This window comes from Saccharothrix espanaensis DSM 44229, assembly GCF_000328705.1.
Taxonomy (GTDB): Bacteria; Actinomycetota; Actinomycetes; order Mycobacteriales; family Pseudonocardiaceae; genus Actinosynnema; species Actinosynnema espanaense.
Genome location: NC_019673.1, coordinates 8,928,234 through 8,941,716, shown reverse-complemented (window position 1 = coordinate 8,941,716; position 13,483 = coordinate 8,928,234). Strand labels below are relative to the sequence as shown.

The following is a 13,483-nucleotide window of genomic DNA, read 5'->3' as shown; positions in this document are numbered from 1 at the left end:
ATGGCCGAACCGAAGAAGATCGCATTCCTGGTCGCCGAAGAGGGGATCGAGCAGGTCGAGCTCACCGACCCGTGGCAGCACGTCGAGAAGACGGGCGCGGTGCCAAGGCTGCTCGCGCCGAAGCTGGGCGAGGTCCAGGGGTTCAACCACCTCACGCCGGCCGACACCTTCCAGGTCGACGTGCCGTTCGCGCACGCCGACCCGATGGACTACGACGGCGTCGTCATCCCGGGCGGGGTCGCCAACGCCGACTTCCTGCGGATGGACCGGCACGCCGTGGCGTTCGTCAAGGCGCACGTCGCCGCCGGCAAGCCGATCGCGTCGATCTGCCACGGGCCGTGGCTGCTGGTCGAGGCCGACGTGGTGCGCGGCAAGATGCTCACCTCGTTCCCGAGCCTGGCCACCGACATCCGCAACGCCGGCGGGCAGTGGGACGACCTGGAGGTGCAGGTCTGCACCATGAACGGCTGGACGCTCGTGACCAGCCGCAACCCCGACGACCTGCCCGCGTTCGACCGCGAGCTGATCAAGGCGTTCGGGTTGTAGCCCGCGGGGATGTGCACCTCCCCGCGGTCCGCTAGAGCCGGGTGTCCGCGTAGGCCGTGATCGCCTCACGCACCCACTCGGCGAAACCCTCGGCGTGGGCGTCGAACTGCACCTTGAAGTCCGGCGCGTCGACGTACAGCCGGCCCAGCCCGGTGTAGGACTCCCGGTTCGGGGTCCAGCTCAGGCAGATCCACCGGTAGTGCCGGTCGGTCACCTCCAGCGCCTGCGGCGCGTCGGGCGCGACGCCCGCGTCGAACAGCTCGCCGTACGCCTTCGCGACGGCGGCCCACTCCGCCTTGAACCCGTCGGCGTCGGCCTTGCTCCAGCCGCGCATCCGGCTCTTGCTCGCGTCGACGTGCTCCCGCATGCCGTCGCCGTAGCGCTGCACCAGCTCCGCCTCGTAGCGGGCCTGGCGGTCGGCGTCGAAGCCGTCGAACAGCTCTTCCATCTTCATGTTGTGCTCACCCCCTTCCAGTTCGGTGATCGTCTTGGCGACGGTGTCGGCCAGCCGGGACAGCCGGTCCTGCTCGGTCCGCAGCCACCGCTGGTGGTTGCGCAGCACGTCCACCGTGCGGTGCCGGCCGTCGAGCACCTCGGACACCGTGTCCAGGTTCAGCCCGAGGTCCCGCAGCAGCAGGATCTGCTGGAGCCGCACCAACTGCTCCCGCTCGTAGTAGCGGTAGCCGTTGCCGCCGATCCAGGCCGGCGGCAGCAGGCCGATCGAGTCGTAGTGCCGCAACGTCCTGGACGTCACCTTCGACATCCGCGCGACCTGCGCGATCGACCAGGCCATGACCCGTCACCTCCCCTGCGTCCACCACGGTAGAGGTTGACGCTGCGTCAACGTCAAGGCGAGCCGGCAGGATGGTCGGTGTGTGGACCATCGCCGGAAAGCTGACCCCCGCGCCCGTGCTCGACCACCTCGACCTGGTGGCCGGGCCGGTGGCCGCCGCGCTGCGCGCGCTGCCCGACGGGAACCGCCTCGCGGTCTCCGAGATCGACGCGACCCTGGCGGACACCGCCGAGTTCTGCGCCCATTACGGCTCGCCGCTCGACGCGTCCGCGAACTGCGTGATCGTGGCCGGCAAGCGCGGTGACACGATCCGGTACGCCGCGTGCGTCGTGCTCGCGACCACCCGCGCCGACGTCAACGGCGTCGTGCGCCGCCGGCTGGACGCCCGGCGCGCGTCGTTCGCGCCGATGGACGACGCCGTGGCGCTGACCGGCATGGAGTACGGCGGCATCACGCCGGTCGGGCTGCCCGCCGACTGGCCGGTGCTGCTCTCTCCCGAGGTCGCCGCCGCGCCGGAACTGGTGATCGGCAGCGGCATCCGGGGCAGCAAGCTGCTGGTGCCCGGCGAGGTGCTGGCCAAGCTGCCCGGCGCCGAGGTGGTCGAGGGGCTGGCCCGCCCGGCCTGAGTGGCCGGACCTGAGCGGGCCGGAGCCGAGCGGGCCGGAGCCGAGCCGGCTAGAGCTGGGCGGGCTGGAGCTGGGCGGCGTACTCGCCGAGGAACTCCACGGCCTCCGCCACGTCGTCGGTGACCAGGATCCAGCGCTCGGCCTCCCGGCCGCGCGCCAACCGCTGCACCAGCGGCGCGGCGGGCACCTCGGTGACCCAGAAGTCCTTGCCCAGGAACACCATCGGCGCGGCCGGGCCGACCGAGGCGTAGTGGTTCTGGGTGTAGTCCTGGAACACCTCCTGCACGGTGCCCGCGCTGCCGGGGGTGTAGACGATGCCCCCGGTCGCGACGGTGAGCAGGCCCTCCTCGCGCACCGAGTTCGCGAAGTACTTGGCGTGCAGCTCGCACGCCGGGTTGGGCGGCTCGTGGCCGTAGAACCAGGTCGGGATGCCGATCGTGCGCGCCCGCCCGGAGGCCGGCAGGTCGGTCGGGAACGCCGCCAGCCACCGGCCGATCGACTTGGCGTCGCCGCCGAACCTCGGCACCTTGGCCAGGTCGCGCAGCACGGCCGCGTCCACGCCGACCCGCACGCCCAGCGGCACGGCCTCCATCGCGCCCGGCCCGCCGCCGGTCAGCACGGTGAACCCGGCCGCGCCGAGCGCCGCGCCCAGCGCCACCGCGCGCCGGTAGCCGTCGGTGTCGCGGCCCAGCGCGTGCCCGCCCATGACGGCGACCGGCGTTCCGGTCAGCGCCTCGTCCAACGCCTCGGTGATCGCGTGGTCGTGCAGCCGCTCGGCCAGCGCGTGCAGCGGGTCGGGGTGGTGGCCCTGCCGCTTGCTGTGCCGGTAGATCCGGGCGTCGGGGGTGTCGGCGTAGGTCGCGGGCCGGCCCGGGTCGAACCCGGCGAACAGCTCGGCCGGGGTGTAGAGCGCGGACCGGTAGACCCGGTAGGGCACGTCGGGGATGTTCGGGAACACCAGCGCGCCCGCCGCGTCGGCGCGGCGCTGGCCCGAGGGCGACAGCAGGCACCCCAGGAACAGCGCGCCGTCCAGCGGCACCCGCAGGTCCACCCCGGTGAGGTCCAGCCCGATGAGCACCGCGCCACGCAGGTCGTCGGCCGCGTGGACCTGGTCCAGGTCCCTGATCTCGGTACGCACCGGCGCAGCCTACGTCCGGACGGGCCTGCCGGGACCGCCTTTCGCGTGACTCCGGTACCTGCTCGCGGACGCAGTTCGCCGCGTGGTCACCGGTACTTCACCGCAGACGCTCGCACCGGCCGGTGGATCAGCCGAAGAACACGGACTTGGGGCCGGTGGGGAAGCCGAGCGCGGTCAGGTCGGCCACGTCGTCGGTGACGACCTTCGCGGTGCCCTTGCAGTCCGGCTCGGACCAGACCTTGAGCGAGCCGTCGACGGTCAGCGACAGGAAGTCGCCGTCGGTGTTCTGGCAGCCCTTGCCGGCCAGGCCCCGGGCGAAGTTGTCGCCGCTGGTGTCGTCGAAGTTCTTGCCGGTGAACAGGGTCACCGAGGTCGCGGGCTTCGCGGTCGGCTGGGTCGGCTGGGGTCGGGTGGGCTGGGGTCGGGTGGGCTGCGGGGTGCCGGCCCTCTGCCCGTCCGGGGTGACGCCGAACCACGTGCCGCCGACGCCCTGGCCGAGCGTGTCGCCGGGCTTGGTGTCCTTGCTGAACAGGTAGACCGGCCAGCCCTTGACGGTGACCTGCAACCGACCGTCGTCCCGCTTCACCACGCCCACGTCGGACTTCTTCACGCCGGCCACGAACACCTTGCCGCCCTTGGCGATGGTGACCGGTGGCCAGGTCTTGGCGCAGTCACCGTCGCAGGTGGCCCTGGACGGGTTCGCGGTGTCCGGGTCGAAGCGGTAGAGCGTCATTCCCGCGCCGTTGACCACGACGGGGTCGAGGTCGCCGGCCGTGGTGGCGCGCAACTGCACCCACTTGGACCTCACGTCCTGGGCGGCGTTCGCGGGCGCCAGGTCGCCGGACTTCTCGTCGGCCTTGTTGGACCGGGCGGTGCCGGTGAGCAGGGACAGCCCGCCCGTCCCGCCGGACCCGGTGTCGGCCTGCTCCTGCTGTCGCTCGGGCTGCGGCGCGGGCTGGGCCGAGCCCGCGGTCCCGCAGGCGGACAACGCGACGGCACCGACGGCCATCAGGGCGGCAAGGGGCACGACATGCTTGCGCAGCATGGGATTTCTCCAGGTGGTGTAAGTGGTTTCGCCGGTCTTCCCGACCGGCCGGCACCCACCACACGTGCCGCTCGCGCAAGCGGTTCACCAGAGTTCTCGCGCGTCTTGTTTCGCCCGGCAACCGTCCCCTGGGCGGTCGCGGGACGGGCTAGAAGATGACGGTCTGGTTGCCGTGCACCAGGACCCGGTCTTCCAGGTGCCAGCGCAGGCCGCGCGCCAGCACGACCTTCTCGATGTCCCGGCCCTTGCGCACCATGTCCGGGATCGAGTCGGTGTGGTCCACCCGAATCACGTCCTGCTCGACGATCGGGCCCTGGTCCAGCTCGGCGGTCACGTAGTGGCAGGTCGCGCCGACCAGCTTCACGCCCCGGCCGTGCGCCTGGTGGTACGGCCGCGCCCCGATGAACGACGGCAGGAAGCTGTGGTGGATGTTCAGCGTCCGCCCGGTCCACGCCGCGCACAGCTCGGTCGGCAGGATCTGCATGAACCGGGCCAGCACGACCGCGTGCGGCTGGTGCACGTCCACGAGCTGGCGGAGCTGCGCCCACGCCGCCTGCCTGCCCTCCGGGTCGTTCACCGGGAACGGCACGTGGTGGAACGGGATGCCGTGCGCGCGGGTGATGCCCGCCAGGTCGGTGTGGTTGCCGATCACCGCCGACACGTCCACGTCCAGCTCGCGCGACGCGACCCGCCCGAGCAGGTCGTAGAGGCAGTGCCCCTCCTTGGACACCAGCAGCACCACCCGCCGCCGCTCGCCGGTGTCGGTGACCCGCCAGTTCGTGTGCGCGCCCAGGTCCCGGGCCACCCGCCCGAACCGCTCGCGCAGCTCGTCCACGCCGAACGGCAGCGAGTCGGCCCGCACCTCCTGGCGGGTGAAGAACCAGTTGGTCGCCGGGTCGGTGTGGTAGGCCGCCTCGACGATCCAGCCGCCGTGCTCGGCCAGGAACGAGGAGATGCCGGCCACGATGCCGGTCCGGTCCGGGCACCCGAAGGTGATCACGTAGCGTCGTTCAGGCTGGGGCACGGTCCGAAGTATCTACGGTCGCGGCAGCGCGTCCACCAGCGACCTGTCCCCGGACACGATCGCGCCGCTCGGCCGGTCCCACGCCAACCGGTACAGCGCGTCCGCGGTGCCCGCCGCGGTCGTGTCCTGGTCGGTCGCCGCACCGACGGCGGGTCCGGCCGCCGGCGGCTCGCCGGGCACGAGGGCCACCTCCCAGGTGCGGCCCGCGTCGGCGGCGTGCCACAGCAGCCGGCCGACCCGGTCGACCGGGTCGCGCTGCGCGGCGCGCGGCAGCAGGACGGTGAGGAACTCGTCCACGCCGTCGGCCGCGAACTCCGGGTCGAACAGCAGCGACGGCACTTCCGGGCCGTGCAGCGCGTGCTCGACGTCCAGCCGGTGGATGGCCATCTCGTGCGCCTGCCGGCGGATCCAGAAGGCGGTGGACCGGGGGCCGGCGAACGTCCACGCGGGCGCGTCCGGGCCCGCGTCGGCGAGCACCCGGTTCATCGCCGTGAACCGGTCGTCCCACCAGGCCAGCAGCTCCTCCCAGCCCTCGGGACGGGGCTCGGCGCCCGGCCGGTCGCCGTCCGGCGCGGTGTTCAGCGCGGCCAGCGCCCACGAGTTCACCCCGGCGAGGTGGTGGACCAGCTTGGCCACGTCCCAGCCGGGGCAGGTGGGCACGGGCGTCCCGGGTCCGGCGGTGATCGCCGCCGCGCGCAGGGCGCGGTACTGGACGTGGGCCTGGTCGAGGAGGTCCTGGTGTTCCACCCGGTCGAGCCTAGGCACGCGGCCGGGTGCGGTCCACGCGCCCCGAACGCGTGGACCGCACCCGTTGGTGGGCCGGGAGGACCGGCCGGGTCAGCGGGGGGCGACACCCAGCGCGTCGGCGACCCCGATCGTGGTGGAGCTGGACTGGCGGACGGTGCCCTCGGGCAGCTCCGCGTCGACCGCGGTCACGTCGCGCCGCCCGATGAACTCGCCGTTGGCCGGGTCGATGACGACCTCGACGAACTCGTCGCCGACCCGCACGCCGAGCGCGGTGCCGACCTTGCCGTCGAGGTTGGCCCGGTCGTCGGTGACCTGGAGGCCGGGCACGTGCGCCAGGGCCCGGTAGAGCTGGGCGCGCACGGCGGCCGGCACGCGACCGCTGGCCAGCGCCGCCTGCACCGCCCGCAGCACGCCGGCGTCGGTGCCCCACTCGGCCGGCACGAAGTCCCGGCCGTCCCGGACCAGGCGTTCGTGGAGCGCCTTCGGGTCGGTCGGCAGGCCCGCCAGGAACTCGGGCGACGGGTTGCTCCAGTCGATCCGGGTGCAGCGGTCGGGCGTGCCCTCGGCCATGTAGGAGAAGTCGCCGCAGGGCGCGCGGAACTCGCCGTTGCGCGACGCCGGGTTGCCCGGCGGCGTGCCCTGGCCCTCCTTGCCCGGGAACCAGGTGGCCGGGCCGTCGTCGGCCTGCCGCTCCAGCCACTCCTGCTTCGGGTCCGACGGGATCCACAGCTCGTTGACCAGCCCGGCCGTGGTGGCCGTGTCGTCGCCGAGGGCCACCGTCACGCCGACGTAGCGGCTGCGCACGTAGCGGTACTGACCCGGTCCGACCGGCTGGTCGACCACCGAGGCGGCGAGGTCGGCCGCGCGGTTGAGCGAGGCCGCGGCGGCGGTCGCGGAGGTGTCCACGACCCCCTGCCACACCAGCCCGGTCGCGGTCAGCACGGCCAGCGCCGCCGCCGCGGCGAGCACCCGGCGCGGCTTCCACGACGTCGTGCGGCCCGCCGGGGCCTTACCCGTCGGGGCCTGGTCCGACGTGCGCCGGAGGTCGGCGGCCAGCCGGAGCCGGCCCTGGTCGAGCTGCTCCCCGGTCAGGCCGGGCTCGTCGGCGACGGCGCGGTCCAGCGCGCGGTCGAGCAGCAGGTCAAGAGAGTTCTCACGCATCGTCGTCCCCCGGGTCGGAGTCGGTGAGGTGGTCGGCCAGGCGGGTGCGCAGCCGGGCGCGGGCCCGGTGCAGGCGGGTGCGGACGGTGGCGACCGGAACGTCCAGCGCGACCGCGATCTCGCCGGGGGCCAGGTCGGCCCACGCGGTGAGCAGCAGCACGTCGCGCTCCTCGCGGCGCAGGTCGGCCAGCCACCGGGTGAGCGGTCCGGCCAGCGCTTCCGCGTCGGCCGCGTCGCCCGCCCGGTCGCCGACGTCGGCCACGTCGGTGCGCGCGGCGTGCTCCCGGCTCCACGCCCGCAGCTTGCGGTCCTCGGAGCGCACGTGCCGGCGCAGCAGGTTCGTCGCCACCCCGTACAGCCAGGCGCGCAGCGTGTCCTGCTCGACCACCTGGCCCGCCCGCTGCTCCCAGAGCGCCAGGAACGCCTCGGACACCACGTCCTGCGCGGTGTCCGCCCCCACCCGCCGGGCCACGTACCGGTGCAGCCGCGCCGCTGTCGACTCGTAGAGCGTCAACAGCGACCCCTCGTCCAGTGCCACCCGGACCGGTGGCCTCGTCGGCGCCATGGGCGCTACGTCGCTTCGCACACCGGTACCTGCCCCCAGCCCCCGTCGGCGTTCCCGCTGTGTGGCCACCGGCACATCGTGCGCCGGGAGGCGGCGCTCCCCGGTGGCGAACCGGCGCGCTACGGCCGCACGGACTCCCACGGCACGGTCACTTCGCCCAGCCGCCACCGCTTCCGGTCGTCCAGCACCGGCCACCGCGCGGCCAGCAGCCGCACCGCCTCCACCCAGCGGGCGCGCGGCCCGAACGGCGCGAACGCCGCGGCGGTCGCCCAGCACCCGTCCAGCTCGGCCAGCAGGGCGTGCACCCGCTCGCCGGGCACGTTGCGGTGGATCAACGCCTTGGGCAGGCGTTCGGCCAGGTCACCGGGCGCCTCCAGGTCGCCGGGCAGGCAGGACAGGGTGAACGTGCGCGGTCCCGCGGCGTCGAGCGCCACCCAGGAGCAGCGCCGGCCGATCTCGTCGCACGTCCCCTCGACCAGCACGCCGCCGGGCGCGAGCCGGCCGGTCATGGTGGCCCACGCCCCGGTCGCCTGCTCCTCGGTGTACTGGCGCAGCACGTTGAACGCGCGCAGCAGCAGCGGCCGGCGGCCGGCCAGCTCGAACCCGCCGCGCCGGAACTCCAGCCGGGGCGGGTCGGCCGCGGCCTCGCCCGCCGCGACCCGGTCCGCGTCCAGCTCCAGGCCCAGCACGCGCAGCGCCGGGTTGAGCGGGCGCAGCCGGTCCGCCAGCTCGACGGTGGTGACCGGCGACGAGCCGTAGCCGAGGTCGACCACCAGCGGGTCGGCGGCCTCCGCCAGCAGGTCGCGGTAGGCGTGCGCCAGCCACCGGTCGACCCGGCGCAGGCGGTTCGGGTTGGTCGTGCCCCTGGTCGGCAGGCCGAGCGCGCGGGCCCGGCCCGCCGCTAGGCGCGGCGCGCGAGCCATTCGGTGGTGAACTCCGCTTCCTTGTCCAGCAGCACGGCCACCTGCTCGGCGATCATCTTCTCCAGCTTGCCGCCCATCAGCGGGATGCCCACCTTGACCTGACCCGCGAGGGTGAGTTCGCTCCCGCCGCCGGCGGTGTCGGCCAGCGTGAAGGTGCCGTCCAGCCGCCCCGGGACGCCGTCGAGCGTCACCTCGACCGTCCCCGCGCGGCCCGCCTCGGTCCACACCTCGGCCCGCTCGATCACCAGGTCGCCGCCCAGCAGCCCGCGCGCCACCGACGGCAGCTTGTCCGCCGGCACACCCTGCTTGAGCTGGTACGACGTCGTCGCGTCGGTGGTGGTGAAGGCGACCAGCGCGGGGTCGGTCCCGCCCAGGGCGACCAGCCGGTCGCGCAGGTGGCCCTCGTCCACCAGGGCTGCGTACACCTCGGACGCGGGCCGGGGGAACGTCGTCAGGTGCTCGATGCGGCGTGCCATGTCGCGGAGGCTACCGTTGACAGTCGTGACCACCCCGCTGTCCAGTGCCCAGGTGCGCTCCCGCGTGCCGCTGGCCGAGCGCACCACGCTCCGGCTCGGTGGCCCGGCCGCGCGGTACGTCCGCGCCACCACCTCCGCCGAGCTGGTCGACGCCGTGCGCGCGCTCGACGCGGCCGGCGACCCCGTGCTGCTGCTCGGCGGCGGCTCCAACCTGGTGATCGCCGACACCGGCTTCGCCGGCACCGTCGTGCGGGTCGGCACCCGGGGCCGCCGGCTCGACCCGCTGGGCGACGGCCTGGTGCAGCTGACCGTCGAGGCGGGCGAGGACTGGGACTCCGTCGTCGCCGAGGCCGTGTCACAGGGGCTGGGCGGGCTGGAGTGCCTGTCCGGCATCCCCGGCCTGGTCGGCGCGACGCCGGTGCAGAACGTCGGCGCGTACGGCGTCGAGATCTCCCAGGTCCTCACGTCGGTGGACGTGCTGGACCGGCGCACCGGCCGGGTCAACCAGATGTCGGCCGACGCGCTGGGCCTGGCCTACCGCACCAGCGTGCTCAAGGGCACCGACCAGGCCGTGGTGCTGCGTGCCCGGTACGCGCTGACCTCCGGCGGCCAGTCCGCGCCGATCCGCTACGCCGAGCTGGCCCGGGTGCTGGGCGTGGCCCAGGGCGACCGGGTGCCCGCCGACGCGGCCCGCAAGGCGGTGCTGGAACTGCGGCGCGGCAAGGGGATGGTGCTCGACCCGGCCGACCACGACACGTGGAGCGCGGGCTCGTTCTTCACCAACCCGCTGCTGGCCGACTCGACGCTGGCCGGCGTGCTGATCCGGATCGCCGAACGGCTCGGCCGGCACGTCGAGGTGCCCACCTACCCGGCCGGTCCCGGCCACCGGAAGCTGTCCGCCGCGTGGCTGATCGAACGCGCCGGCTTCAGCCGCGGCCACCGCGGGCCCGGCGGGCGGGTCGCGTTGTCCGGCAAGCACACCCTGGCGCTGACCAACCGGGGCGGCGCGTCCACGGAGGACCTGCTCGACCTCGCGCGCGAGGTGCGCGACGGGGTGCGCTCGGCGTTCGGCGTGGAGCTGCGCCCGGAGCCCGTGCTGGTGGGCTGCGAGTTCTGACGCGACGGTCGTCCGAACCGGACCGGCGCAAACCGGCGACCGGCCGTTCGGGTGACTGCGTGTGACGAAATCTCACTCCTCGCGTTTCATTGAGGTAGGGGTGGTTGGAGGTCGTCATGGCAGGCGACGGACGCGCGGTGATCCGGCCCATCAAACGGCTGGTGGAGGACGATTTCCTGGGCCGGCCCGGCGTGGTCGGCGTCGACATCGGCCACAAGGCCGTCGGCGGGCGGTGCACCGGGGTGCCGTCGATCGTGGTCTACGTGCGGCGCAAGGGGAACGCGGCGCAGTTCACCATCCCGCCGGACGTGCTGGGCATCCCGACCGACGTGGTCGAGGACACGTTCTTCCCGCACCACACGCTGGCCTCCCCGGAGGGCGTGAGCGGCGCGGAGCGGCACGAGCTGCTGATCGGCGGGATCGGGGTCGGGCCGAGCCGCGCGGTCCGGTTCGTGCCGCCGGACGTGCCGGAGGCCGACGACTACCTGGTCGCCGGGACGCTCGGCGCGCTGGTCACACCACGCGCCAAGCGCCGGACGATGGCGCTGACGGCGTTCCACATCGCGTGCGTGGACGACGCGTGGGCCGTCGGCGACCCGATGGTGCACCCGTCCCGGGTCGACGGCGGCCACCCGTACCGGGACCAGATCGGCGTGCTGGCGCGGGCGGCGCTGTCCGGGACCGTGGACGCGGCCGCGATCCTGCTCACCACACCGCGCTCGCGGGCCGAGGTGGCGGGGATCGGGCTCGTTGCCGGGCAAGGGGAAGCGCTGGTCGGGCAGCACGTGCGCAAACGCGGCCGGACCACCGCGCTGACCGCCGGGGTGGTGGCGTCCACGGACGCGGCGATCACGCTGGACTTCGGCACGGGCCTGGGCGTGCGGACGCTGCGCGACCAGATCCGGGTGGAAGGCCCGTTCGCCGACCACGGCGACTCGGGCGCGGTACTGCTCGACGACGCCAACCGGGTCGTCGGCCTGTACTGCGGAGGCAGCCGCGACCGGGGGTTCGCCAACCCGATCGCGAACGTCCTCGACCAACTCGACGTCGACCTGCTGACCGTGGAACCGTGACCCGCGCCCACTCGAACCACGAGTCCCACCTCGAACTGGTCCGAGGAGGATGACCCGGCGCTGCAACGGCCGGCGCACCGCACTGGCTGGGCGGCCGGCGGAACTCGTGCCGTTGCCGACGACGAGATAGCCGACCTGGCCGCCAAGCTGACCCAGGGCTCAGCCGCAGGACCTGATTCGGGGCTCAGCCGCAGGGCTTGATTCGGGGCTCAGCCACAGAACCTGATTCGGGGCTCAGCCCCGGTGGACCCGGGTCGCCGACGCCTGCGCGCGGGGCTTGAGCACGATCTGGTCGAGGTTCACGTGGGACGGGCGGGTCACCGCGAACGCGATGACGTCCGCCACGTCGTCGGCGGTGAGCGGGGTCACGTCGGCGTAGACCGCCGCCGCCCGCTCGGCGTCGCCGTCGAACCGGTTGACCGAGAAGTCGGTCTCCACCATCCCCGGCAGGACCTCGGTCACCCGGACCGGCTGTCCGAGCAGTTCGCCGCGCAGCGTGCGGTGCAGGGCGGACTGGGCGTGCTTCGCCGAGGTGTAGCCCGAGCCGTTGTCGTACGCCTCGTACGCGGCCACGGAGGTCACCGTCACCACGTGCCCGTCGCCCGAGTCGATCAGCGCGGGCAGCAGGGCCTTGGTGACCCGCAGCGTGCCCAGCACGTTGGTCTCCCACATCCAGCGCCAGTCGTCCTCGTCGGCGGTGAGCACCGGGTCGAGGCCGCGGGCGCCGCCGGCGTTGTTCACCAGGACGCGGGCGTGCGGGACCGCCGCCACGAACGCCTCGACCGACGAGGGCGAGGTCACGTCGAGCGCGATGGCCGTGCCGCCCAGCTCATCCGCGATAGTCTGGAGCCGGTCGAGCCGTCGGGCCCCCAGCACCACGTGGAATCCCTCGGCGGCGAGCTTGCGGGCGGTGGCCTCACCGATACCCGCGCTGGCTCCGGTGACGACTGCGATAGGACGGGTCACGAGGGTGATCCTAGGTGTGTGATGCAGATCACTCGCACCGAAAGCCCCAGTGCGCGTCCTTCGTTCGGGAGGTCGAACAGTGCGCAAGAGAATCACGGCCCTGCTGCTCGGTGCGGTTTTCCTGGCGGGTTGCTCCGCCCAGGTGGAACAGGGTGCCCCCAAGGCGGAGGGCGGTGACCGCCCGCCCGTGGCGAAGTTCACCACCGCGCCGGCCGACGGCGCGAAGGACGTCCCGGTGAACCAGCCGGTCCAGGTGACCGTGGCCGAGGGCACGATCGACGAGGTCACGCTGACCAACCCGGAGGGCAAGGCCGTCGCGGGCAAGGTCGCCGAGGACAAGAGGACCTGGTCGAGCACCGAGCCCCTGGGCTTCGGCAAGAGCTACAGCTACCAGGGCCGGGCCACCGGCACGGACGGCAAGAAGGTCGACCTCAAGGGCGCCTTCAGCACGCTGGCCGCCGGCGCGCAGGTGCGGGCCACGCTGTTCCCCGGCGACGACCAGACGGTCGGCGTCGCGGTCCCGATCATGGTCAAGTTCGACGCGGACGTGGCCGACCGGGCCAGCGCCGAGAAGGCGCTGACGGTGACCAACTCCGCGAACGTCAAGGGCAGTTGGGGCTGGCTGAACTCCCGCGAGGTGCACTACCGCCCGGAGACCTACTGGCCCGCCAACACCAAGGTGCACGTCGAGGCCAAGCTCTACGGCGTGCCCTACGGCGGCGGCGCGTTCGGCACGGCCGACGTGACCAGCGACTTCACCATCGGCCGCAACCAGGTCGTGAAGATCGACACCCCGTCGCACCAGCTCGTGGTGCAGCGCGACGGGCAGACCGTGGCGAGCTACCCGGCCTCGTTCGGCCGCGACGAGGACCCGGAGCTGACCACCCCGAACGGCACGTTCGTGGTGATGCAGAAGGACCCGCAGTTCAGCTTCGACAACCCGCGCTACGGCTACACCAACGTGCTGAAGAAGTGGGCCGTCCGGTTCTCCAACCACGGCGAGTTCATCCACGAGAACAACGACAACGCGGGCAACATCGGCAAGAACAACACCTCGCACGGTTGCGCGAACCTGCTGGAAGCCGACGCCAAGGCGTACTACGACAGCGCGATGGTGGGCGACCCGGTGGAGGTCACCGGCGCGATCACCACCCTGCCGGCGCAGTACGACTGGTACGACTGGCAGATCCCCTGGACGCAGTGGCAGACCATGTCGGCCCTCTGACCGGCACCGCCACCCCTCCGGGCACCGGCCCCGCCATCCCGCCGGGCACCGGCCTCGG

Annotated in this window: 15 protein-coding genes; 5 read left to right on the top strand and 10 right to left on the bottom strand. The window is 73.5% G+C overall.

Annotated elements, in window-relative coordinates; translation table 11 throughout:
• Positions 1-546: a type 1 glutamine amidotransferase domain-containing protein gene (locus BN6_RS39370; RefSeq protein ID WP_015105458.1), complete on the top strand. Its 546-nt coding sequence runs from the start codon at positions 1-3 to the stop codon at positions 544-546.
• Between the two features lie 31 nt (positions 547-577).
• On the opposite strand, the gene BN6_RS39365 is transcribed toward BN6_RS39370, so the two are convergent.
• Positions 578-1,339, bottom strand: coding sequence for a MerR family transcriptional regulator (locus BN6_RS39365; RefSeq protein ID WP_015105457.1), 762 nt, complete (start codon positions 1,337-1,339; stop codon positions 578-580).
• 71 nt (positions 1,340-1,410) lie between these two features.
• Here BN6_RS39365 and BN6_RS39360 point away from each other — a divergent pair, with 71 nt between their 5' ends.
• Complete coding sequence (locus BN6_RS39360; RefSeq protein ID WP_041315629.1) at positions 1,411-1,965, top strand: YbaK/EbsC family protein; 555 nt, start codon at positions 1,411-1,413, stop codon at positions 1,963-1,965.
• A gap of 49 nt (positions 1,966-2,014) precedes the next feature.
• On the opposite strand, the gene BN6_RS39355 is transcribed toward BN6_RS39360, so the two are convergent.
• From BN6_RS39355 to BN6_RS39320, 8 genes are all read right to left on the bottom strand, one after another.
• Positions 2,015-3,103, bottom strand: coding sequence for an LOG family protein (locus BN6_RS39355; protein WP_015105455.1), 1,089 nt, complete (start codon positions 3,101-3,103; stop codon positions 2,015-2,017).
• Positions 3,104-3,230: 127 nt separating this feature from the next.
• Positions 3,231-4,148, bottom strand: a complete 918-nt coding sequence (locus tag BN6_RS39350) for a COG4315 family predicted lipoprotein (RefSeq protein WP_015105454.1) — start codon at positions 4,146-4,148, stop codon at positions 3,231-3,233.
• Between the two features lie 148 nt (positions 4,149-4,296).
• Complete coding sequence (purU, locus tag BN6_RS39345; RefSeq protein ID WP_015105453.1) at positions 4,297-5,172, bottom strand: formyltetrahydrofolate deformylase; 876 nt, start codon at positions 5,170-5,172, stop codon at positions 4,297-4,299.
• Between the two features lie 12 nt (positions 5,173-5,184).
• Positions 5,185-5,919: a maleylpyruvate isomerase N-terminal domain-containing protein gene (locus tag BN6_RS39340; RefSeq protein WP_148303179.1), complete on the bottom strand. Its 735-nt coding sequence runs from the start codon at positions 5,917-5,919 to the stop codon at positions 5,185-5,187.
• Positions 5,920-6,009: 90 nt separating this feature from the next.
• Positions 6,010-7,080: a CU044_5270 family protein gene (locus BN6_RS39335; protein ID WP_015105451.1), complete on the bottom strand. Its 1,071-nt coding sequence runs from the start codon at positions 7,078-7,080 to the stop codon at positions 6,010-6,012.
• Positions 7,073-7,618 carry an RNA polymerase sigma factor gene (locus BN6_RS39330; protein ID WP_051075898.1) on the bottom strand — a complete coding sequence of 182 codons (546 nt, stop codon included), beginning with the start codon at positions 7,616-7,618 and terminating at the stop codon, positions 7,073-7,075. Before BN6_RS39330 ends, BN6_RS39335 begins: the two co-directional genes overlap by 8 nt.
• A gap of 146 nt (positions 7,619-7,764) precedes the next feature.
• On the bottom strand, positions 7,765-8,568 hold the full coding sequence (locus BN6_RS39325) for a class I SAM-dependent methyltransferase (protein WP_015105449.1): 804 nt from the start codon (positions 8,566-8,568) through the stop codon (positions 7,765-7,767).
• The gene (locus BN6_RS39320) at positions 8,547-9,044 is read right to left on the bottom strand and encodes a DUF2505 domain-containing protein (RefSeq protein ID WP_041315626.1); all 498 of its coding nucleotides are present in this window, start codon (positions 9,042-9,044) and stop codon (positions 8,547-8,549) included. The genes BN6_RS39325 and BN6_RS39320 overlap by 22 nt, the downstream gene beginning before the upstream one ends.
• On the opposite strand from BN6_RS39320, the gene BN6_RS39315 reads away from it, so the two are divergent.
• Complete coding sequence (locus BN6_RS39315; protein WP_015105447.1) at positions 9,031-10,161, top strand: UDP-N-acetylmuramate dehydrogenase; 1,131 nt, start codon at positions 9,031-9,033, stop codon at positions 10,159-10,161. The two genes, BN6_RS39320 and BN6_RS39315, sit on opposite strands and share 14 nt — an antisense overlap.
• A 116-nt stretch (positions 10,162-10,277) precedes the next feature.
• Positions 10,278-11,234 carry a chymotrypsin family serine protease gene (locus BN6_RS39310; RefSeq protein WP_015105446.1) on the top strand — a complete coding sequence of 319 codons (957 nt, stop codon included), beginning with the start codon at positions 10,278-10,280 and terminating at the stop codon, positions 11,232-11,234.
• 234 nt (positions 11,235-11,468) lie between these two features.
• Here BN6_RS39310 and BN6_RS39305 read toward each other — a convergent pair whose 3' ends face one another.
• Positions 11,469-12,200 carry an SDR family NAD(P)-dependent oxidoreductase gene (locus BN6_RS39305; RefSeq protein WP_015105445.1) on the bottom strand — a complete coding sequence of 244 codons (732 nt, stop codon included), beginning with the start codon at positions 12,198-12,200 and terminating at the stop codon, positions 11,469-11,471.
• A gap of 79 nt (positions 12,201-12,279) precedes the next feature.
• On the opposite strand from BN6_RS39305, the gene BN6_RS39300 reads away from it, so the two are divergent.
• Positions 12,280-13,425, top strand: a complete 1,146-nt coding sequence (locus tag BN6_RS39300) for a L,D-transpeptidase (protein WP_015105444.1) — start codon at positions 12,280-12,282, stop codon at positions 13,423-13,425.
• Positions 13,426-13,483: the final 58 nt, after the last annotated feature.

Coding starts and splice junctions, on each gene's coding strand:
- BN6_RS39350 (WP_015105454.1), bottom strand. CDS start 4,148: ATGCTGCGCAAGCATGTCGTGCCCCTTGCCGCCCTGATGGCCGTCGGT.
- BN6_RS39310 (WP_015105446.1), top strand. CDS start 10,278: ATGGCAGGCGACGGACGCGCGGTGATCCGGCCCATCAAACGGCTGGTG.
- BN6_RS39360 (WP_041315629.1), top strand. CDS start 1,411: ATGGTCGGTGTGTGGACCATCGCCGGAAAGCTGACCCCCGCGCCCGTG.
- BN6_RS39320 (WP_041315626.1), bottom strand. CDS start 9,044: ATGGCACGCCGCATCGAGCACCTGACGACGTTCCCCCGGCCCGCGTCC.
- BN6_RS39335 (WP_015105451.1), bottom strand. CDS start 7,080: ATGCGTGAGAACTCTCTTGACCTGCTGCTCGACCGCGCGCTGGACCGC.
- BN6_RS39325 (WP_015105449.1), bottom strand. CDS start 8,568: ATGGCTCGCGCGCCGCGCCTAGCGGCGGGCCGGGCCCGCGCGCTCGGC.
- BN6_RS39365 (WP_015105457.1), bottom strand. CDS start 1,339: ATGGCCTGGTCGATCGCGCAGGTCGCGCGGATGTCGAAGGTGACGTCC.
- BN6_RS39315 (WP_015105447.1), top strand. CDS start 9,031: ATGCGGCGTGCCATGTCGCGGAGGCTACCGTTGACAGTCGTGACCACC.
- BN6_RS39370 (WP_015105458.1), top strand. CDS start 1: ATGGCCGAACCGAAGAAGATCGCATTCCTGGTCGCCGAAGAGGGGATC.